The organism is bacterium, from assembly GCA_023150945.1.
Classification (GTDB): Bacteria; Zhuqueibacterota; Zhuqueibacteria; order Zhuqueibacterales; family Zhuqueibacteraceae; genus Coneutiohabitans.
Window position 1 is genome coordinate 38,944 of the sequence record JAKLJX010000002.1, and the last position, 20,669, is coordinate 59,612.

At 56.5% G+C, this 20,669-nt stretch carries 15 protein-coding genes; 2 read left to right on the plus strand and 13 right to left on the minus strand.

Going from position 1 to position 20,669, the window contains the following annotated elements:
* Positions 1-46: 46 nt before the first annotated feature.
* Positions 47-1,600, minus strand: coding sequence for an acyl--CoA ligase (locus tag L6R21_03525; GenBank protein MCK6558245.1), 1,554 nt, complete (start codon positions 1,598-1,600; stop codon positions 47-49).
* A 141-nt stretch (positions 1,601-1,741) separates the two neighbouring features.
* Here L6R21_03525 and L6R21_03530 point away from each other — a divergent pair, with 141 nt between their 5' ends.
* A complete protein-coding gene (locus L6R21_03530; protein MCK6558246.1) occupies positions 1,742-2,308 on the plus strand; it encodes a hypothetical protein in 567 nt (188 codons plus the stop codon).
* A 36-nt stretch (positions 2,309-2,344) separates the two neighbouring features.
* Here L6R21_03530 and L6R21_03535 read toward each other — a convergent pair whose 3' ends face one another.
* Positions 2,345-5,452 (minus strand): SBBP repeat-containing protein, encoded by a 3,108-nt coding sequence (locus L6R21_03535; protein ID MCK6558247.1) that lies wholly within the window; start codon positions 5,450-5,452, stop codon positions 2,345-2,347.
* Between the two features lie 49 nt (positions 5,453-5,501).
* Positions 5,502-8,522 carry an SBBP repeat-containing protein gene (locus L6R21_03540; GenBank protein MCK6558248.1) on the minus strand — a complete coding sequence of 1,007 codons (3,021 nt, stop codon included), beginning with the start codon at positions 8,520-8,522 and terminating at the stop codon, positions 5,502-5,504.
* A 336-nt stretch (positions 8,523-8,858) separates the two neighbouring features.
* On the opposite strand from L6R21_03540, the gene L6R21_03545 reads away from it, so the two are divergent.
* The gene (locus tag L6R21_03545; protein MCK6558249.1) at positions 8,859-9,176 is read left to right on the plus strand and encodes a nucleotidyltransferase domain-containing protein; all 318 of its coding nucleotides are present in this window, start codon (positions 8,859-8,861) and stop codon (positions 9,174-9,176) included.
* Positions 9,177-9,207: 31 nt separating this feature from the next.
* On the opposite strand, the gene larA is transcribed toward L6R21_03545, so the two are convergent.
* The 10 genes from larA to L6R21_03595 all read right to left on the minus strand — a co-directional run bounded on the left by larA (position 9,208) and on the right by L6R21_03595 (position 20,648).
* On the minus strand, positions 9,208-10,437 hold the full coding sequence (gene larA / locus L6R21_03550) for a nickel-dependent lactate racemase (GenBank protein MCK6558250.1): 1,230 nt from the start codon (positions 10,435-10,437) through the stop codon (positions 9,208-9,210).
* Entirely contained in the window at positions 10,430-10,678 is a 249-nt protein-coding gene (locus L6R21_03555; protein ID MCK6558251.1) for an acyl carrier protein, read from the minus strand. Before L6R21_03555 ends, larA begins: the two co-directional genes overlap by 8 nt.
* Before the next feature lie 142 nt (positions 10,679-10,820).
* Positions 10,821-11,882, minus strand: a complete 1,062-nt coding sequence (locus L6R21_03560; protein ID MCK6558252.1) for a hypothetical protein — start codon at positions 11,880-11,882, stop codon at positions 10,821-10,823.
* Between the two features lie 66 nt (positions 11,883-11,948).
* The gene (locus L6R21_03565) at positions 11,949-13,037 is read right to left on the minus strand and encodes a sulfotransferase (protein ID MCK6558253.1); all 1,089 of its coding nucleotides are present in this window, start codon (positions 13,035-13,037) and stop codon (positions 11,949-11,951) included.
* Positions 13,027-14,241, minus strand: a complete 1,215-nt coding sequence (pelF, locus tag L6R21_03570; GenBank protein ID MCK6558254.1) for a GT4 family glycosyltransferase PelF — start codon at positions 14,239-14,241, stop codon at positions 13,027-13,029. The genes L6R21_03565 and pelF overlap by 11 nt, the downstream gene beginning before the upstream one ends.
* A complete protein-coding gene (locus L6R21_03575) occupies positions 14,219-14,893 on the minus strand; it encodes a hypothetical protein (GenBank protein MCK6558255.1) in 675 nt (224 codons plus the stop codon). Before L6R21_03575 ends, pelF begins: the two co-directional genes overlap by 23 nt.
* Before the next feature lie 69 nt (positions 14,894-14,962).
* Entirely contained in the window at positions 14,963-15,988 is a 1,026-nt protein-coding gene (locus L6R21_03580; protein ID MCK6558256.1) for a polysaccharide deacetylase family protein, read from the minus strand.
* A gap of 2 nt (positions 15,989-15,990) precedes the next feature.
* On the minus strand, positions 15,991-17,361 hold the full coding sequence (locus L6R21_03585; protein MCK6558257.1) for an O-antigen ligase family protein: 1,371 nt from the start codon (positions 17,359-17,361) through the stop codon (positions 15,991-15,993).
* Between the two features lie 230 nt (positions 17,362-17,591).
* A complete protein-coding gene (locus L6R21_03590) occupies positions 17,592-19,133 on the minus strand; it encodes a lipopolysaccharide biosynthesis protein (protein ID MCK6558258.1) in 1,542 nt (513 codons plus the stop codon).
* A gap of 48 nt (positions 19,134-19,181) precedes the next feature.
* Entirely contained in the window at positions 19,182-20,648 is a 1,467-nt protein-coding gene (locus L6R21_03595; GenBank protein MCK6558259.1) for a hypothetical protein, read from the minus strand.
* Between the last annotated feature and the right edge of the window lie 21 nt (positions 20,649-20,669).

Genomic DNA, 20,669 nt, shown 5'->3' on the forward strand with positions numbered 1-20,669 from the left:
GTTCAGGAGACAACAGATCAACCAAATTCTTTCTGTATGACGACCATTAGTCATTGCGTTGCCGCAATGCCTCCTTCATAATCTTCCCCGACTCATTCTTCGGAAGTTTGTCCTCGATGATGACCTGCCGCGGCACTTTGAATTCCGGCAGGCGTTCGCGGCAAAACGTGATGATCTCCTGCTGCAATTCCTCGTCCCTGCCGTTCACCACCTCGGGTTTGAGCGAAACGTAGGCGCAAATGGCCTCGCCGAGATATTGATCCGGCACGCCGATCACCGCGGTTTCGAGAATCTTCGCGTGTTCGAGAATGACTTCTTCGATCTCCTTTGCGCTCACGCGATTAGCGCCGGACTTGATCATGTCGCGCTTGCGGCCGACGACATAGAAAAACCCTTCTTCATCCATGCGGCCAAGATCACCGGTGTGAAAGCCGTGCGAGGTGAGCGCGGCGCGGGTTTCCTCGGGTTGATTCCAGTAGCCTTGCATGAGATTCGCTCCGCGCGCCACGATTTCGCCGGTCTCCCCCGGCACTGCTTCCGCGCCGTCGTCTTTGATCAGGCGTAATTCCACGTTGGGGATGGCCTTGCCGATGCTGCCCACCTTGCGCGGCAACTCTTCCGGGGAGAGATAGCTGAGCCGTGCCGAAGCTTCGGTGGCGCCATACATGATGAAGATCTTCTTTCCCGCAAAAACTTCCATGACTTCCCGAATCAGGCTCGGCGCCATGGCTCCGCCAGCCTGCGTGAGGTAGCGCAACGCCGGGAATTCCATTTTGCGCACCGCTGATTTGCCGAGCAGGATGGCGTACGTGGAAGGCACACCGGAAAAGCCGGTGGCGTGCTGTTCCTGCATGGTCTTGAGCACGAGATTCGGAAACACGAAGCGATTGTCGATCAACACCGAACCGCCGGCTGCCACGTGCGTGTTGAGCAGCGACTTGCCGTAGACATAGGGAAACGGCAGCACCACCATGATGCGGTCTTTCGCGGTCAGGCCCAAATAGCTCACGATGCTGCGTGTGTTGCTGACGATGTTCAAATGGCTGAGCATTGCGCCGCGCGGGTTGCCGGTGCTGCCCGAGGTGTAGATGATCGAGGCGAGATCGAGATCGATCATGGTGAGGTCGAGCCGGTGCTCGGAAAACTCCGCCACGTCGCGCTTGTGCAGCACGGTCGCAGGCCAGCCGAGTTGCGGCGTAAAATTGTCGGTAAGGATGAGGCTCTGCAGCTCCGGCAGTTGCTCCTGCAAGCCCTCCAGCAAAGGCACGAACTTGCTTTGCGTGATCAGAACCTTCACGCCGCAATCGTGCAGCACGAACGCCAGGGTCTTGGCGGTGGTGGTGGTGAAAACCGCCACCGCGGCCGCGCCGGCTTTGAGAATGCCATAGTAGGCGCCGATGTAAGCGCTGGAGTTTTCCACCAGCAAGCCCACGCGGTCACCCCGCTTCACGCCCAGGGAGCGCAACGCGCGGCTGTATTGATTGGCAAGCTTGTCGGCCTTGCCATAGCTCATGGTTTTGCCGTCATGCAGGCACAGAATTGCTTCCGGCGCCCGGTCCGCCTGAGCTTCGAGAAAATGATGCAGGAGATAAGCTTTCATGTCCGCCAGACCATTCTTGAGTTTTGCTGCAATGATTGTCGGGAGCTGCCAACGCTCTCTGGCGATAAACATAGATGCCAGTGGGGGAATCTGCGGAAGGTTGTGGCCAGCGTTCGCTATACAGCTACCGGCGGGAGGGCGGTGAGAGCGGCGCGTCCGGCTTCCCACCTCTGCGTCAGGCCGCACGTCAGAGGAGACCCGCTGTTTCATTACACCGAAAAAGTCGTGCGGCGCTTTCCCAAGAACAACGGCCAGGGCACGTATCACATCACGGCGTGGGATCCCGAGATCGCGGAGCTGGGCTTGAAATTTTTCCGCGGCATCAATTTTCGCGGTTTGGGGAATGTCGAATTCAAGCGCGATTTGCGCGACAACAAACTAAAGATCATCGAATGCAATCCCCGTTTTACCGCGGCGCACGAGTTGTTGGTCAGATGCGGCATGGATATTTCCCTGGCGATTTACAACCATCTCACCGGCTTGCCGGTGCCGCATCTCAATTCCTACAAGCAGGGCATGACGTTGTGGTTTCCCTATCGCGATTTCATGGCTTACAAAGAACTAAAGCCTTTGAATGAAATCACTCTGGGGCAATGGCTGAAGAGTCTGATTCACACGCAACAAGTGGTTCCCCATTTTCGCTGGCTGGACCCCATGCCCACGCTCGCGCCGTTTTTGCTTTCGGTGAAGGGAAGAATTCTAAAATGAGAATGCGGGTTCGGCGAATTACTTTGCTTCATCATCTCATTTCATCAAAATGAGTTTTCGGGTTTGGATAAATACCGGCTTGGAATTCGCAGCGGAATTGCTGACTTGCAGGCGATACAAATAAATGCCGCTGGGCAAACTTGTTGCATTCCAGTGCGCGTCATGCGCTCCGCCGGATTTGATTTCATTCACCAGCGTGGCCACTTCTCGGCCAACGAGATCGAAGATTTGAAGCGTGACATGGCTTTCTTTTGCGAGACTGTACCGAATTGTGGTAGAAGGATTGAAAGGGTTGGGGAAGTTTTGTGAGAGAGCGTAAGTCACCGGAGAAGCCGGTTTTGACTCTTGAATTATCACGGGGGCTGATTGGCTGTACTTGATTGTTGTGTAAACGCTCGCGCCATACGGATTAGCCGAGTAATTTCCGCTTTGGCTCCTGCCCAAAACAAAAATATTGTTCGCTGCATCCAACGCAATGTATTTGGCATAATCTCTTGAGTCTGCCTGGCCGTGATACCGCGCAAGCCACTCCTCTTGACCTTCGGTGTTGTATTTGATTGTGGCAAAATCTGCATCCCGCTCCGAATAGTAACTATACCCCGTTACATAGACATTGTTGTCATCATCGAGCGCCAATGCGGTGGCCTTATCATAAGAATGTTGCGGGCCGTTATAGCGCGCCGTCCAAAGCACAGCGCCATCTTTATCATATTTAATGGTGAGATAGTCTTGCTTGCTTTCGCTGGCTGTGCTAGTCCCGGTCACGTAAACATTGCCGGCGGAATCCACCGCCAAAGCCGCCACTTCATCGCGCGAGGCGCCATATTCATCGCCCGGGCCATCAAAGGTTGCCGCCCACTGTTGTTTACCGTTTGCCTCATACTTAATTGTTAAGTAATCCGGCCTACTCCCTCCTTGATTGCCAGTCACGTAGACATAACCTCTACTGTCGACGGCCAGGCCAATCGCTTCTTCATAGGTATTGGCTGGCGACGCATCGTAGCGCGTCAACCATTTTTGCGTGCCGGCAGAATCGAATTTAAACGTGACAATATCCGAATAAGAGTTGAAGCCTGAGCAAGTTCGTGCAAGATAGGCGTTGCCGCTATCGTCCACTGCTAAAGCGAGATTGTGATAAATCTCATTGTTGGGACAATCCTTTTGTGTCAGCCATTGTTGCCGGCCACTGGCATCATATTTCAAAAGAGTAAGTTGGCGAGGCGTGCTGGCAGCAGTGTAGATATATCCGGAACGATCAACAGCGAGAGCATAAGCATCATAGTCGCGTTGCTCCGTATTGGCATGACGCACCTCCCATTGCCGCTTACCTGTTGCATGGTATTTTATGGTGATCAAATCGGGCGGTGAAGAAATGGCCGAGCTGCGGCCAACGACATAAACGTTGCCAGAGTCATCGGTGGCGATGGCCTGTGCGGCATCCAAGGTTCTATTGCCGCTATCGTAACTCTCGCGCCAAACCTCATCGCCCGCCTTGTTGTACTTCACGGTGGCAATATCACTGTATGATGCGGCCTCGGTAAAAGTTGTGCCGGTGACGTGAACATCTCCTTGTTCATCCATAGCAAGCGCAACGGGTGTATCCGAAGAATTCCCCGGGCCTTGAAAGCCCTCTGCCCACTGCAGGACGCCAAACGGGTTGTATTTCACCGTGAAATAATCATAACTGCTGCTCTGGCTGCGAGGAGAAACCGCCATAAATATGTTGCCGGAACGATCCTGCGTCATCGCCGGCGCTAAAGACGAATTCGTAGCATCGTCGTAAGACGCATTCCATTGCAAGTCTCCAAAACTATCATACGAGAAAATTATGTAGTCAAGATCATAGTAGTAGGTATCGCGCCACTCTCGGCTTTCTTCCCAAAACCCGGCAATATAAGCGTTCCCTTTGGGGTCCACTCTGAAATCCTTAAACATGATACTGGAAGAATATCCACTACCGCCATAACCAGCATAATAACTGCTGCTCCACAATTGCTCACCCTCGCTATCATATTTGACCGTAATCGATTCCTCTAGATTTCCGCCGGTTACGTATATGTTCGTGTTGGCATCCAGTCCAAGTGCGAAAGCGCCGCCGCGAGGGTAACCCTCAGCAGGATGACGCGTTTTCCAGACCATGTTGCCGGTAGAATCGTACTTGATGGTCATAAAATAGTCTGCACTCCGTCCTGTAACATAAACATCGCCGAGAGCGGAGACTGCCAAATCGCGTGCGACATCATCGCCGTTGGCTGAATCGTAGCGAGTACTCCAAAGCATCTGACCAGAGAGATCATATTTCACCATGAAAAAGTCGGAATAATCGTAATAACGACTCAAATCATCGATTGTGCTGCCTCCCGTAATATAGAGGAACTGGCCTTCGTCACGTGAATCAAGAGCCAAACCATAGGGTTTGTTATAAGAATTTTCAGCGCCACGGTAATGCACAACCCATTGCTCGGCGCCGAGACTATCATATTTCACCGTTGTACAGTCGTAATACTTTTCAGAAAAATAGCTATAACCTGAGACGTAAATGTTGCCGGCGGCATCGACAGCCATAAGTGTCGCGTAGTCATCGGCATGCAGGATTCCGTCGTAATATGCTGCCCAGCGTTGCACACCATTGCGATCGTAATTGACTGTTGCAAAATCAACCCCGGTAACCGCTGAACGTTTTTGCCCCGTGACAGAGACATTGCCGTGGCCATCCACAACAATTGCAACGGGAATATCATTGTCATATCCTTCACCGCTAAAGCGCGCCGACCAAAGCAAGTTGCCCGAGGGGCTGTGATACTTCAGCGTTAAATAATCCAAGCCAAATGGAGGGCTCGAACTATAACCAGTGACATAAACATAGCCGTTGTTATCAGCGGCAATGGCAGTTGCAACGTCAACGCCGTAAGCCTGGCCCGAGCCGAAATATCTCACCCATTCTTGTTGAACATTGCCGGAAAAAGAAGCTGTAGCACCCCCACCCGAATTCTTTCTGGACAGGCCGAAGTGTGCTCGATTCTCGCTCGCATCGTCTTTTATTTTTACCGATGTTGGCGAATGGGAAGGCGTCAAAAATTTTTGCGCTTGCGGAGCGATGAACGCAGCGAGTAGCGCCAAACTGCCAAGTACCGGGAATTTCATAACCGCTCCATTCAAAAAAGAATGTACATTTCACGAAGCAAAGTTGTCATCATTTTAAAAGAATCAGCTTTTTCATGGCAACCATTTTCGTGCCAGATAAAGATTTGCTTTCCAAACGATAAAAATAGACGCCACTCGGCACATTACCGGCCTGCCATTGCGCACTGTGCCCGCCGGCCGGTTGCAATGCTTTCACCAAGACAGTGACTTCCCGGCCCGTCAAATCAAAGATCCTCAGGGTTACATGAGCGGCGAAAGGTAAATGGTATTTGATGTTGGTGGTGGGATTGAACGGGTTCGGATAGTTTTGCGACAGGGAAAAACCCGGATTTTCGGAGGCAGGACTTTTCACCGATACGCTTGATTTCTGCACATATTTTATCGTCGTGTAGATGCTTGACTGCTCGCGGCTGCTCGATCCTGCGACGAAAACATTGCCGCCGGCGTCGACCGCTATTGCGCTTGGCGTGTTATTGACACCGGAAATACTATAGCGTGCCAGCCATTGCTGCTCGCCTCCGTCGCCATACTTGAGCGTCACAATGTCCATATTGCCTTCTTCATTCAAACTCCAACCTGTGACATAAAAGTTCATGCCCAAAGCTGTGCGATCATAGGCCAGCGCCACAGCCTTATCGTCGTGGCCGGCGCCATCGAAGCGACTGAGCCAGACGGCTTTGCCGGCGGCGTCATACTTTATCGTGACATAATCCGTTCCCTTATCATTGCTCGTACTCCAACCCGTGACATAAACTCCGCCGCCTTGCGAGGCCGGTACTGTGGCCAAGGCAACCGGCTGGTCTTCTTTGCCGGCAGGATTTTCATAGCGCGCCGCCCAAAGCTGCTTGCCCGCGCTGTTGTATTTGATGGTCGCATAATCGTGCTGATCCGGCTTGCCTTTGCCGACGCTATAGCCGGTTACGTAGACGTTGCCGGAATCATCAAGCGCCATCGCGGTAACAATATCATCGCCGTTTTTAAGGCCGCTGTAACGAGCAAGCCAAAGCCGTGCACCGCCGGCGTTGTATTTAATCGTTGCAAAATCGCGGCGGCTGGTAGAAGCGTAACTCCAACCGGATACGTAAACATTGCCGGAATCATCGGCGACAATGGCCTCGGCAGCATCATAGCCGCTGCCGGGGCCGTTGTAAAGCGCGCGCCATTGCTCGATACCGGCGGCGTCATATTTGACGGTCATGAAATTATCCCTTGATCCAATGCCGCCATAAGCGCTTCCCGTCACATAAATAGAACCGAAGCGGTCAACCGCAAAGGCTTTTGCGAAATCAAAATTGCCAACCGAACTTGTATCACGAATGAGCCATTGTTGCTCACCGAAAATGCTGAGTTTGACAGTAAAAAAATTGACAAATGAATTCGTGCTAGTACTTAATCCACTTCCAACAAGATAGAGATTGGCGTCAACGAGTAGAGACATTATTTTGTCCTGCTGGCGCGACACTCCAGGCACACGATGTATCCATGCTGATTCGCCTTGAGCGTTATACTTAATCGTGGCAAAATCCGGTATTATGCCGTTTCCTTTTCCAACAATACCGCTAACATAGACCTCGCTGTCGTGACTTGCAGCATCGATTGCCACTGAAGTGATGACATCCGACGAAACTCCTGCAACGTCATAATTCTTTGCCCATTTCTGTTCGCCGATGGCATCGTATTTGACAGCAACGACTTCCTTATCGCTTTGTCCGACAACATAAGCGTTCCGGAGCTTGTCAACGGCCAAAGCCCTTGCTTCTTCTTCGGAAAACATGTTGCTGCTATAACGCGCGATCCATTGGCGCGCGCCCTGGTGATCATATTTTATGGTAGCAAAATCCAAGCGCGTGTTGAGCCGGCTGTTGCCGGTGACATAAATGCCGCCGGCATCATCCAATGCCAGCACCGTGGCAATATCTTCGCCGGCGGCAAAGCCATCATACAACCTTACCCAGCGTTGCTCGCCTTCCAAGGTGTATTGAATGGTCGCATAGTTGTGTCTTCCATCCAGGCCTGCCGCCTTCCCCGTCACATAGACAAAACCTCTTCCTACATCGACAGCGACGGCAGTTGCTTGATCGTATTCATTATTAGGCCCATTGTAATAAGCCACCCATTGCCGCACACCGTTGCGATTGTATTTTATCGTAGCGAAGTCGAGAAAACTGACATCATTTACCATGGCGCCGGCGACGTACACATTGCCGGAATCATCGAGAGCCAATGCGTTTACAAAACAGTTTCGTCTGGCGGGATCAAGATCACGCGCGACCCACTGGCGAATTCCGGAGCGATCGTATTTGAGTGTGGTAAAGGCCATTGTTGCGTTGAATTCCGCCGTTGCTCCGGCAACGTAGACGCCGCCATTGCGGTCAACGGCAATGCCGGCAACGCGAGCCTCGCCATTACCCGGGCCATTATAACGCGCAACCCATCGCTCAACGCCTTCTGAGCTATAGCTGATCGTCAAAAAATCATTCCAGGTTCCCACGCCCATACTGATGCCGGCGGCATAGATGTTGCCTTCATGATCGAGCGTCAAACCGCTCGGTTCATCGTCAGCATTTGCAGGGGCGTTATAACGAGAGGTCCACAACCTCTCGCCATTGGGGCTGTATTTGACCGTCACAAAATCATAGCCTGAACCGTTCCCTTTGGATTTGCCCGTCACATAAATATTTCCGAGCGAGTCATTCGCAATCGCCGCAGCATAATCATCGGCGTTGGCCTCGCCATTGTAAGCAATGGCCCAAATCTTCACGCCGGAGGTATCATATTTAATTGTTAAAAAGTCCATTCCACTGAGCGTGTTTCTCCGGCTGCCGGCAACGTAAAAATGCTCGCCGCTGGCATCCAAGACGATTCCAGCGGCATCTTCATTCCTGATTGCGCCGGAAGCATAATGGCGCACCCACGCCGTGTCAACGCCGCCTTCAAAGGTATGCGTCGCCAGGGAAGATAAATGCCGAATGTCTTTCGGGATTGTTTCGGGCGTTTGCGCTTCTTGCGCGAGGATGCGCACGGGCAAAAGTAAAAGCAGCAGCAGAGGAAAATGGGCTGGATGTTTCATGGGATTCCCCAGTTCATTCGTACATCGTCAAGAACTCCGCTTTGCGCTATTTCAAATCAACGCCGTTCCCACACCGCCCATGACGTTGGAGGCCGCCGAGGGTTGTAACAACAAGAAACGTGCAGTGGTTTGTTGAGCTTCAACGATGGATGCCAGGCTCACCAACAAACAAACATGGATTCTCAAATCTCTGAATTTGCGATGGCGCATTTGAAACACCCCCTTTTCAGGTTTCTGAAGACGTTTTGAGGTTTGGGCCGCAGTGTTGACTTTATCGAAAAAAAATCTTAAAAGCGTTTTGCGTACGCGATTCGAGAAAACAAAAGGGCTTTACCTATGGTTACTCTCCCAAATGACGTCCGGGAAAATGTCGCCAAATTCATCCGCCAATTAGACGCCAACAATATTCCCATTCTGCAAGCCTATGTTTTTGGCTCTTACGCACAAGGGCGGCAAACGGAGTGGAGTGACATTGATCTTGCTCTTGTTTCCGATGAGTTTGAAGGTGATTTTTTTAACGATCGCAGCAAGATCATTCCTTTTGTCATAAAAATGAACAAGTACATCGAGGCGCATCCGTTTGCACCGACGGATTTTACCGCGGACGACCCTTTCGTCGAAGAGATCATCGAAACCGGCATCAAAATCACCTAACTCGCGCAGAAGCGATATTGAGGTCAGGGTATTAACGGCTTTGCTCACAAATCTGAATACTCCCGCACGGCAACACCGCCACCTTCCCGCCGTTTGGATAACGCTGCTGCAAATACTCGCGCGCTGCCTGCCACGTGCTGAAATGCGGATAGCCTTCCCAATAAACTTGATGAAATTGCTCACTGGTCACGCCCGGCATGAATGCGGCAAGCTGGCGCTGCTTGAGAAAGCCTTTGGCCATGGGCTTGCGGTACAAACGTTGATGCGGACCAAACAAACCATGATGTCCCATGCCCAATGAACATGCGCTGGTGATGAGCAGCACGCCGTCTTCTTTGAGGTACTCTTCGGGCGCGGTGTGATGATACATCAACGCGTTCTCAGCCTGCAGCAGCTCGTCGTCTTTGGGATAGGCATTGAGAATCGCGACGTCGGCTTGCTGCGGAGCAGGCGTGGCGTAAATCTCGCCGGCGAACTTGGCTGCCTCGCGATGCGCGAGTTCGATATCGCCCGCAAAAATACCGGCAATTTCCCGGCGGCTGTTGACCACGACTTGAATCGCGAAGTTGACGCCGGCATGGCGCGCGACGCGCTCGAACTCCGCACGAAAGCGATTGCCCTCCAGCGTGCCGGCTTTGCCGCGCAATCCCATCATCACCGCCTTGTGCGTCCATTCGATGCTTTCGATGTTCGACAAGCCGGGCAGCACCATCTTCGCGCCGCCGCTGTAGCCCGCGAACGCATGCGGCACGACACTGCCGAGCAGGATTTTCAAATCCGCAGCCATGAATGCCGCATTGATCTTCACCGGCACTTTGCCGACGGACACGCCAATATCAACCAACTCACCGTGACAATCGTGATTCACGACGCGATGGCGCGCGACAATTTCTTTGCCGAGCTTTTTGATCAAATCGTCTTCGGTTAATGCGGTGTGCGAGCCGAGACTGATGACGAATGAAATATTCTCCGGCTGAATACCGGCTTCGATCAGTTCGGCAATGAGGGCGGGCAGAATGAGATGCGCGGGCGTGGGCCGGCTGAGATCATCCACGGCAATGGCGACGGTGCGGCAGGAAAAAGCAAGCTCGCGCAGGGGCGGGCTGGAGATGGTGCGGCGGCAGGCGGCCGGCAGCTCTTGCGACCGCAATGCCGGTGCATCCTGCATCGCACAAATCTGCACCTCCCAGCCCGCGGGCAGGTCGAGGCGCTGCACGCCGTCGCCGAACCACGCGGCCCAGGGCAACTGAATGCTAGGCATGCAGGCTCTGGCGTTTTTGGTGAATGAAACGCGTGATGGCGTCCACCGACTCGAAATTGTCCGGCATCATCTCGTCTTCATCGACGGCAAGGTTGAATTGATTTTCGATGAAGCTGATGAGATCGAGCATCTTGAGCGAGTCAATGACGCCGGTTGCGAGCAGGCTGTCGCTGTCTTTGAACGTGACGCCCTTGGGCGCCTGCTTCTTCAAAAAATTGACGATTTCAGTGCGGATGTCCATGTGAAAACTCCGAGGTTAACTGATCAATCATGCAGACAAATCAACTGAAGCATTATTGATTTGGGCCGTTTTCATAATGCTTCACAGGATTCCTTCTGAATGACAAATGATGGGGGTTTGCCTCTTGCGATCTCGCCCCTTGCTAAATATCGCGATCCCCCACCGTCATAAACCAATTCTTGCCCTCCAGCAGCACGCCGGCATGCGGCGAGGCCGGCGGCGCATACGCGATGACGGTGGAGGTGGCGTCGTTGCGGTAACGAAACCCGAGTTGTTGCGCCTGCGCCAGCACCGGATTCATGTTGTGCAGCCGCAAGGAAATCGTGCTGAAGCCGGTTTTGCGCAGATGGTAGATCAGGCCGGCCATCAAGGCGCGCATTTCTTCACTCTTGCCGTCCACCAGCAAGTCGGCGACATGGGCCACGCCCCGGCCTTCGAAGTAAAGCACGTAGCCTTTCAATTCCCCCTCGACTTCCATGCGGAAGCTGCGGGCACGATGCAGCGGATTGCCGAGAAAGCGCCAATTCAGATACGCCGTATCCCGGCTGCCGATGACGCTGTGCTGCAGCCTGACCTTCTCGAACAAGCGATCGTATTCCGGACCGAAGCGCTCTTCCTGCACCAGGCGGAAGCGATACGTGCCGTCGCCGCTGCCGCCGGAGGTCAGCAGCCGCAGGAAGGGATTGGCCACGCCGGCCAGCGCTTTGGACAGAAAATGGCTGCCGAGCAAAAAGCCGGTGATGCGATCCAGGCGCAGCAGCGCAGCATAGCGCACCATCTTGCCGATGGCGTGATGGCCGACTTTTTCGTGCACCACGCGCATGCGATCGTTGGGATGCGCGTAGAGAAAGGCAAACTCACCGCGGTCGACGCAGTCTTTGGCGGCGCGCCGCAGCTTGATCGCCACGCCCAGCGTGCGGTATTCCTTGTCGATCGAGAAATCCGCGCAGTTCCAGCCGACCAGGGTTTCGCCGTTGACGATGACTTTGCGGGGAAAGGCGGAGGTGAAGCCAATCACGCGATCGCCGGCGGTTTCGACCGCCAGCCAGATCTTGCCCAAACCGTGTGGGTTTTCGCAATAGGCCCAATCAAACCGCCGAACGAAGTTCGCGTTGGGTTCATAGCGTTCGCGATTGCGCAGCAGGCAATCCATCATCGCCTGCCGGTCGCGCTGCAAGTCTGCTGCACGAATGATGATCGACATATGCTCCAGGAGGTGAGGCGGAAACCTCGCAAGAATTGCACGTGAGGAAAGGCGCGGGCACAGCCCTCAGTGCCGCAGCCGGCGCCGCACCGCCGCCCACGCGCGACTGCCTTTCTCGCAGGCGCGCTGAAAGCCGCGCCGCACGAGAAGGGCAATCAGTACTTTGATCAAAATATTGCTGGTGTGATGCCAGAGGCGTTGCCAGGGCTGGAACGGCCGGCCGACCACCTCGGGAAAGACGACTGGATAACCCAGCGTCTGCAGCGTGCCGCCGGCGAGCTGTTCGAAAACACGAATCTGGCGCCGCGGCATTTGTTTCTTCCACTTGTCGAAATTGTCGCGCTTGACCGTGTCACCGATCTCGCGGCGAAAACGGCTGACGACTTCTTCGAGGTTGCCCTCGTGGGCAATGAACCGAATCAGGCGCTCGAACTCCTGCTCGGGATACTGCACGAGATTCTCATAGCGCAACTCAAAATAGGAGGCCGGCCCCACGCTGCGGCCAAACGCCAGCGCGGCTTGCACACGTTCCTGCCAGTGCCGCGCCGCGAGCATCGCGTCCTTTGGTCCCCAGGCAAGATGAAACAGGGAAAGCGCCACATCGCGGCCGTCACGGATGATGTGAATGAATTTGGCATCCGGCAGAAGCTGATGCAGCGCGGCCGCGTGAATGGAATAATCCGGCGTTTTGCCGCCCCAGCGCATGGCGTCCGGGTCTTTGAAATAGGCCCACTCGGCATAGAAGCGGCGCACGATTTCGGCGTAAGTCCGCGCTTCAAGATTTTCAATGAAAGCGCCGGTCTCCAGCGCGAGTCCGCGAAATCGTTTTTTGAACTCGGGCAGGCGGAACAGGTCGCACAGCAGCCGCTCGAGATTGCGGGTCTGTTCGAGATCGCCGTAATGCGGCAGGTTTTTCATGAAGCGGATGAAGTTGCCGTTATCCCGCCCAAAACCGATGCGCAAATAGTTCCTGATCAGGCGATAGAGGAAGGAAGTGCCCGAGCGCTGTGAGCCGATCACGAAAATCGGCGGCGCATTCTTGAGCGCGCGGATGCGCCTTTCCCTTTCCGGCAGCGCTGCTGGCGAGGAGCGCGGCGCGCGGCCTTCACCCGTGGCAGGGTTCTCCAGCCGGGGCTGTGCGGGACTAGTCAACATAGCTGGGCGAGGCGAGGGCTGGTTGCGCGGAGAAGCGGCGGTCGATCTTGTCCTGCAATTCGCGATGAAAATCGTAATGGCGGGAGGCAATTTCGAGGTACATTTTTTCGTAGTTGCGCACCATGACTTGCAGGGAGAACTGTTCTTCGATGCGGCGGCGGCCGGCTGCGCCCATGGCGCGGCGGCGTTTGGCATCCAGCAGCAGCGCAAGAATCGCCTTGCCCATTTGCTGGGCCTCCTGCGAGGGCACGAGCAGACCCGTCTCCTTGTTGACCACCAGTTCCGGATTGCCGCCGACGTTGGTGGCGACCACCGCCGTGCCCGAACACATGGCCTCCAAAATCGAGTTGGACATGCCTTCGCTAATGGAGGACAGCACGAACACGTCCAGAATCTGCATGAGCGCAGGCACATCTTTGCGCCAGTTGAGAAAATGGACCTGCGCGGCAATCTCCAGCCGCTGCGCCAGCGCGCGCAACTCTTCACGCAGCGGGCCGTCGCCGACAAAGATCAAATGCGCCGTGGGCAATTCGGCGAGCACGACCTTGGCCGCTTTGATCAAAGTGGCGTAATCCTTGACCGGCACGAGACGGCCGATGCTGCCGAACACGGGCGCTTCGGGCGGAATGCCGAGCGAGGCTTTCAGCTCATGGCGGTCGACCTTCAAGTCGAAGCGCTCGAGTTCCACGCCGTTCTTGATGACGCGGATGCGCTCCCGCGGGAAGCCGATGCGCGCCACCAGGCTTTCGCGCAGCGCTTCGGAGACGCACATGACTTGATCGGCCAGGCTCCAGAAGCGGCGCTGCACCCACACGTGAACCTTGGTGTCGTCTTTGATGAGGCCATGCTCACCGTGCACCAGCAACGGCACACCCGTGATTTTGGCGGCGATCATTCCCTCCAGCAGCGAGCTCCAGGAGCGGGTGTGCACGAGGTGGAATTGGTGACGGCGGAAATGCCGAACCAGCTTCACGTAGATGCGCAAGTCCCCACCCAGCCGGTTGCCCAACTCGACCACGTGGCACTGCTTGGGGTCGATGCGATGGCGCAGCACGCCGCCCCGCTTGAAGGCGAAGATGTAGTTTTCGAAGATGTCGGCGGACATGGCATTCACCAGGTTGACCATGCCATTTTCCTTGCCGCCGACGTGCAGCGCGGCGGTGGGATGCGCGATCTTGATCTTACGAAGCAATTCTCTCTTCATGCGGGCGCATCTGCTGTTGGTGAAAGACGGCGCGAATACTTCTTTCGACCTGGCTGTCCACCGTACTCACGTTGTCTGTGGCAATCACGGTGAGCCGGGAGGCGAGTTTTCGCATAGCGGCGTAGTTTTCGGAAATTTTCTGCAACTCTTCCCGGTGATAATCCGGCCGGCGGTAGAAGGCCGTGTCCGGCCGCGAAACCATGAGGAAGGCGAGATCGGGCTGCGGCATGGCAGCGAGCAGCAGCCGTACATAGCGGCGTTCGGCCGGCGTGGTCACGCGGAAGTGCGCAAAGTTGTCATAGAAATAGCGATTCAGGACCACCAGGTGATGACGATGATACAAATGCAGAAACAGGCGCAGCCGAAAGATGCGCAGCAAGTAACCCAAAAAAACCGCCAGCGTCAGACGCTTGTCCACCTCCAGCCGGCGTTTCACCTGGCCGTTCATGTCGGGCGCGCTGGAAGTGGAGGCGCTAATCTCCTCGCGCAGCTCCCAGGGCTTTTGCGCCGGCGGGCGAAAAAGCTCGCGCCAGCCGATGAACCGGAAGCGCAAGTAGTAGGGCGTATATCCCAATTCCTGCATCAAGCGCATGGCGCGTTTGGCGTTCGTTGATTTGCCGCTGCCAACCATTCCGGAAAACGTAACCAACATCTCCATCCTCGTGGTGCAAACTCCTCGTGCCGTCTGCTCGCGCGCGGCGCCCGGAAACGCCGTCATGTTTCAATGCCGGCCCAGAGAGGTGAGACCGGAAATCTTGGCCAAAAAATAGTTGAAATCACTGCTGCGCGAGATGTTGATGCGGCGCAGCGCAAACCGATCGGTGCGATGATCGTTGAAGCCTGGCAACTGGCTGACTGCCGCGGCGTAGCCGAGTTTCTGCAGCAGCTCGCGGTCGCGCCGGCCGAAATCGCGTGCCGAGCCGTTGGGATAGCTGAACAGCGTGCAGGCGGTTCCCAGCTCGGCTTCGATCAGGCTGCGCGATTCGGTCAACTCGAAATGTGCCTCCGCCGTGCTCAAGCCCGACATGATCGCATGGGAATGGGTGTGCGAGCCGAAGGTGATTTGCGCCGATTGCAGCTCGCGTGCCTGTTCCCAGGAGAGAAAGGCGTAGCGCTCTTCCAGGCTGTGATCGATCTCACGCACCCGGCCGATGCGCGATTGCAGCGCCACAATCGCCTGCTCGCGCTCAGCCGGCGGCAGGCGCTTGAGATAGTCGCGCACCTGATCAGAAGCGATGATGCGATCGCGGGTGGTCTGCAAGGCCAATTGCCGCACTTCGCCGTCGATGGCAAATTCCAGCACCGGCAGCGTGGCAGATTGCAGCAGCCAGTCCACCCGCTCGGTCCACAAGCCCAGCTTGGGGCTGTTGACGTAAGCGGTGGCCAAGAAAATGGTCGCCGGCAAACCATATCTCTTCAGAATCGGCGCGGCCACCGAGTAGTTGTTGCGAAATCCGTCATCGAAGGTGATCACCACCGTAGAGCGCGGCAGTGGCTCGCCTGCTTTCAAACGCCGCACCAGCTCCGGCAGGGCCATGGCCCGGTAGTTCCGGGAAATGTAGGCCATCTGTTGTTCGAATTCCTGCGCGGAAATGGCGTTGCGGTTGTTGTAGCTGTTATCGCTGCTGTGAATGACGCCGTGATAGGTCAAAATCAAGGCCTGCCGGCGATGTTGCCACTGCAGCAGCCGGCAGGTGCCGGTGCGGCGCAGCCACGCGTACGCGAGTTGCTTGAGAGCAGCGTTCATGATCAGGATGCCTTCGGGCTCAACTTGGGTGGAGGTTGCAAGCGCGGCGGCGCGGCCGGAATCTGCTTGCCCGCGCCCGCCTTTGCCCGCAGCGGTTGCGGCGCCGGAGCCGGCACGGCGGCGGCGGTGGACTGCAGGTGCAGGTTGTACATGATGCCGCTGAGCGCAACCAGCCAGTACAGCGAATCCAATTGATTGTAGTTGTGTGTCCACATGCCGGGCGCAACGCCGATCAAGGCGATTTCAAAAGACAGCGCATAGAGTTGCAAGGCGGTCGGCGGGACACCGTTCTGCAACGTCTTTCTGATCTTGCGAAAATGAATCCACGTCACCAGCGCCGCGGTAATCCAAATCAGGAATCCGACCACGCCAAATTCCGTCGCCACTTTAAGGAAGCTGTTGTGGGCATCGCGCACACCCACGTTTGACAGCACTTCTTCCGGCAGATACTTCAGCGAGACGTCGGGATAGTTGTCATAGCCGATGCCCATCGGGTAGTCCTTGATAATCTCAAAACTGGCGCGATTGATGATGTCGCGCGAGGCCGCGGAGCTTTCCGTACTGGGATCGAGAATGGTGGTCATGTACTCAAAATAGCCCGGCGGCGTCAGCACGAAGATGAACAACAGGCCGCCGACAGTCATCGGCAGCAGCGCCTTGAAGCGCATGCTGCCCGGGGCCAGCAGAAACAGCAGCACCACCGTCACCACCAGCGTCAGAAAGGTCGAGCGCATGCCCTCTTCGGTGTTGGGCAGAAAGTTGAGCACAAAGGGGATGACAAGAATGACAAAGAGCCGTTCCTTCCATTCGCCGTAGATGGCCAGCAAGATCATCAACGGCAGGAACATCATCAGGTGGGTGCCGGTGCCGCCGGTGGCGACGCCCACTTCGACGTCGTCGATCAGATCCCACTCGACGCCCCATTGCGCCATGAAGGAGGTATACCAGCAGCCCACGATGATGACATAGATCAAAATGCGCAGCTCACGCTCGGTCTTGATGATCTGCGTCATGAGCCACACGAACATGACGATCTTGGAGAATTCGAAGGCGCTGTCGAAGGCATGCGCAGGCGAGGCCACCGCCCACATGCTGGTGATGAAGGTCATGGCCGTGAACGCATAGAGCCACCGCATCGGCGGCCGCGTTGCCGTGGGCTGGGCGTGCAACTGCTCATAGTTGATGAAATAGGAAATGAGCAGCACGATGGTGGCGTAGAACTGGAAGCGAATGTTTTCCAGGCCCGCACCCAGGGCGCGCAGATTGAGATGAAACAGCATGACGTTCACGCACACGCCCACAAACGGCCGCCGCAGCGTCCAGGCGAGCGAGAACAGCAGCAAGACAATGGCTATCAGCGCACGGGTCGACACAATCGCGTTCCTTGAACTTGAGGCGCAGCCCGAAAACCCAATGCCACGGAACAGGCAAACGCGGGGAGCCACGCGGGCGAGGCAGCGCTCCCGGCAAATCGGGACTTACGGCACCACCGGGCGCGCCCGGCCGCACCAGCCATGGCGGCAGGCCTCCGCCCTCCCTGGTCATGTTTAGCTATACCCTCACTCCCGCCTTCAAGCGTAAAGCGTTAAGCCAGTGTGAAGCACTACTTCACGGCGGAGGACGACAGGCCCAGCCGGCCGGCAAGTGCCGTGAGCTTTTGCCGGTATTTCTTGGTGAATTTGGCCAGATCGCCTGACAATTCCTCCTGCAAACGCACCAGCCGCGGCGGCCGCCACAGCCAGAGCACGCCAATGTAAGTGACTGCGCCAGTGAGCACCATGCCGAGCAGCAGCCAAACGCTGTTGGGCCCGGAGATCTCGCTCACCAGGAAGCGAACGCCCAGAATAGCCGCGGCCATCGCCAGACTCGCACCACACGCCGGCATCTGCGGCGCCAAATACTCGCGCCAGCCGGTCGCGCTCACGCGCTTGAGCAGGCTCACCATTAGAAGCATCACCAGGAACGCCACCACCACCACCGCGATCGATACGCCGACGATGCCGTATTGCACGCCGATATATACTGCCGCCGTCAACAGGCCCAGCTCGATGAAACGCCGGTAGGCGGTGTGCTTCACGTAGCCGGTGGCGCTGATGACGGAATTCAGGAAGGGATCGATGGAACGCAGAATGCCGGCGAAACACATGATCTGCAACGGCAACACCATCGGCATCCATTTCTCGCCATAGACCAGAAAAACGAATTCCGGCGCGACCATCATCATGCCGATGAGCAGCGGATAGCTCGCCAGCGAAACCGTCAACAGTACTTTCTCCAGCCCGGCTTTGACCTTCTCCGGCTGATCCTGCACGCGCGAGAAAGTGGAAAACAGCACCGAGTTGAAGGCCTGACTGATGCGTTTCTGCGGCAGGCGCATGAGGTCAAAGGCTTTGGCGTAATAGCCGAGCTGTTGCGCGTTGAGATAACGGCCGATGAAGAAATAATCCACGTTGTCCGCCATCTCGCGGCAGAGATTCCGCACGAACACCCACCCGCCGAAGTGGAACAACTCCTTGCTGGCCTGGAAATCGAACTTGAGGCTGGGGCGCCAGCGGGCGGCGCGCGCCGACAGCACCGCGGTGGTGGTCGTGGCGATCCATTTGCTCAGGATCAGGCTCCACACGCCCAGGCCGAGCACGGCAAACGCAACCGAAGTGAAAATCTCCAGGAAGCGGTCGATCATGTCGATCTGCGCGTCGCGCTTGAAATTGAGATTGCGCTTCAGCAGCGTGGTGCCGGGATTGGAAAACGTGTCGAGCACCATGTAAACCGCCACCGCCGGCATCACCGTCCACAAGCGCGGCTCATGGAAATAATCCACCAGCAGCGGCAGGCCGAGCATGAGAATCACAAAGAGCGTGAGCTTGAAGCCCAGATCCATCACGAACAGGGTGCTGACGTGCTCCGGCCGGACTTCCTCACGGCGCTGGATCAGTCCCATGTTGAAACCGAACTCACCGAACTTGGTGGTGAAGCCGATGATGGTCGTGGCGATTTGCACGACGCCGAAGTCTTCGACGGCGAGCATCCGCGCCAGGGCTACGCTCGCGAAGAACTGAAAGAACGTGCCACTGAAGCGGGAAAGCGCGTTGTAGAGAATGCCTTCTTTGGCGTGATCACCGATGCTTTTGGATTTGGCAGACATGATTGGCAGTCACGCAGCTCCGGGTGCGGCGCCGCGCAGGGTGCGAGTTCAGGGTTTAAGCACGCGCAGCACCGCCGGCAGCAGGTTCTGCCGGAAGGCCTGCAACGTGGTCTCGAGGCTGACGCTGGTATCCAGCGGTTGAAAATCATAGCGCGCGCCGACCGCGGCATAGCGCTGGCGAATGTCATGCAATTGCGCGACTTCGAATTGCGGTTTACGGGCGTGAATCACTTCCGGAGGCGCATCCAGCAGGATGACGAGATCGGCGCGCGGATACGTCCGGCACATCCACTCGCGAATGCCGTGGAAATAGTCCATCGGGCGGTTTTTGTAACCGATCAACACGTCGTAGATGTAGCGATCGGCCAGCACGATGCGGCCGCGGCGCAGCTTGGGCAGCACCTCGGCGTAATAGCGATACCACAACTCGAGCGCGAGCGCCAGATAGAAAATCCCGCCTTTGAAGTGGCGCCAGGCCCGCGTGATTGGCCCGGGCGTGGCGGGTTCGACCTCGCGGTTCTGATATCTGGCCTTGTCTTCCGGGCGATAGGGTTTGAAGTTGAGCAGGCTGAGAATCTTGTGCAGCGGCAGCCGGCTCTGGCCCCAGGGCCCGAGATAGACGATATCCGTCGTGAGCGTGGCGCTGCGGAATTCCGCGCGCAGCGCTTTGGTGATCGAGCTTTTGCCGCAGCCATCCGGACCGAGAAAAACGATGAGCGCGCCGCGGCGCGGGCCGAACCATTTCTCCCGGACGCCGGCGAGCGCCAGGCGCAGCCGGCGCACGGCATTTTGCCGGGGATGAAACCACAGCATGCGCAACATGCGGCGCCGCAAATGCTGCACGGCTTTGGGATGGTCTGCCAGCTTCGCAAAGTTCCGCCGCGCTTCGTGGCTGGCCGCGCGCAAGCCGAACGCCTGCAAATGGCCGTCAAGGTAGGCCTCATCCAGACGCAGCAGCAACAGCTCTTCGAGCCGGCGGCGGTGTTTCGGTTGAATCTGTCCCTTGCCGAGAATGTTGTGCAGCAGCAGCGTCAGAAATTCATCTTCGAAGCTGGGAAACCAGTAGCGGCCCTCGCGCCGGCGGCGGTTGAGCACGGTGGCGGCATGCAAATACTCATAGCCCTGGTAAATCAGGCGCTCATGCACGTCGAGAATCTGCGGGCCGCTTTCTTCCCAGCGCAACAACACCAGTTTGCCGGGATTGCCGCGGCCGTCCTTGATCAACTGAAAACCGTGACGGCCGCAACAGCGGAGAAATTCCTGGCGCTGTGCGGCAGCCGTCAGCAGATCGAGATCACGCATGCCCAGCTTGTCGGGATGATCGCGCAACAAGACATACTCCACGCCGGCCGCTTCCAAGTCGCGCAACAGCGCCGCATAGGCGTTCTGGCCTGGCGGCGGCGCGGGGTTGGCGCCATGTTCGCTGCCGGTTTGGCGGGCAGAGGAGCGTGCGTTGGTTTCAATCATATTTGCGTCGGCATTGGCCTGCTGTCCGGTGAGGACGGCTTTCTTCATTCTGCGCGACGACGCGTTTTT

What these genes read in the sequence shown, in the direction of transcription:
- L6R21_03525 (MCK6558245.1), bottom strand. Translation starts at nt 1,600, where the DNA reads ATGAAAGCTTATCTCCTGCATCATTTTCTCGAAGCTCAGGCGGACCGG.
- L6R21_03535 (MCK6558247.1), bottom strand. Translation starts at nt 5,452, where the DNA reads ATGAAATTCCCGGTACTTGGCAGTTTGGCGCTACTCGCTGCGTTCATC.
- L6R21_03540 (MCK6558248.1), bottom strand. Translation starts at nt 8,522, where the DNA reads ATGAAACATCCAGCCCATTTTCCTCTGCTGCTGCTTTTACTTTTGCCC.
- L6R21_03545 (MCK6558249.1), top strand. Translation starts at nt 8,859, where the DNA reads ATGGTTACTCTCCCAAATGACGTCCGGGAAAATGTCGCCAAATTCATC.
- larA (MCK6558250.1), bottom strand. Translation starts at nt 10,437, where the DNA reads ATGCCTAGCATTCAGTTGCCCTGGGCCGCGTGGTTCGGCGACGGCGTG.
- L6R21_03555 (MCK6558251.1), bottom strand. Translation starts at nt 10,678, where the DNA reads ATGGACATCCGCACTGAAATCGTCAATTTTTTGAAGAAGCAGGCGCCC.
- L6R21_03560 (MCK6558252.1), bottom strand. Translation starts at nt 11,882, where the DNA reads ATGTCGATCATCATTCGTGCAGCAGACTTGCAGCGCGACCGGCAGGCG.
- L6R21_03565 (MCK6558253.1), bottom strand. Translation starts at nt 13,037, where the DNA reads ATGTTGACTAGTCCCGCACAGCCCCGGCTGGAGAACCCTGCCACGGGT.
- pelF (MCK6558254.1), bottom strand. Translation starts at nt 14,241, where the DNA reads ATGAAGAGAGAATTGCTTCGTAAGATCAAGATCGCGCATCCCACCGCC.
- L6R21_03575 (MCK6558255.1), bottom strand. Translation starts at nt 14,893, where the DNA reads ATGTTGGTTACGTTTTCCGGAATGGTTGGCAGCGGCAAATCAACGAAC.
- L6R21_03580 (MCK6558256.1), bottom strand. Translation starts at nt 15,988, where the DNA reads ATGAACGCTGCTCTCAAGCAACTCGCGTACGCGTGGCTGCGCCGCACC.
- L6R21_03590 (MCK6558258.1), bottom strand. Translation starts at nt 19,133, where the DNA reads ATGTCTGCCAAATCCAAAAGCATCGGTGATCACGCCAAAGAAGGCATT.
- L6R21_03595 (MCK6558259.1), bottom strand. Translation starts at nt 20,648, where the DNA reads ATGAAGAAAGCCGTCCTCACCGGACAGCAGGCCAATGCCGACGCAAAT.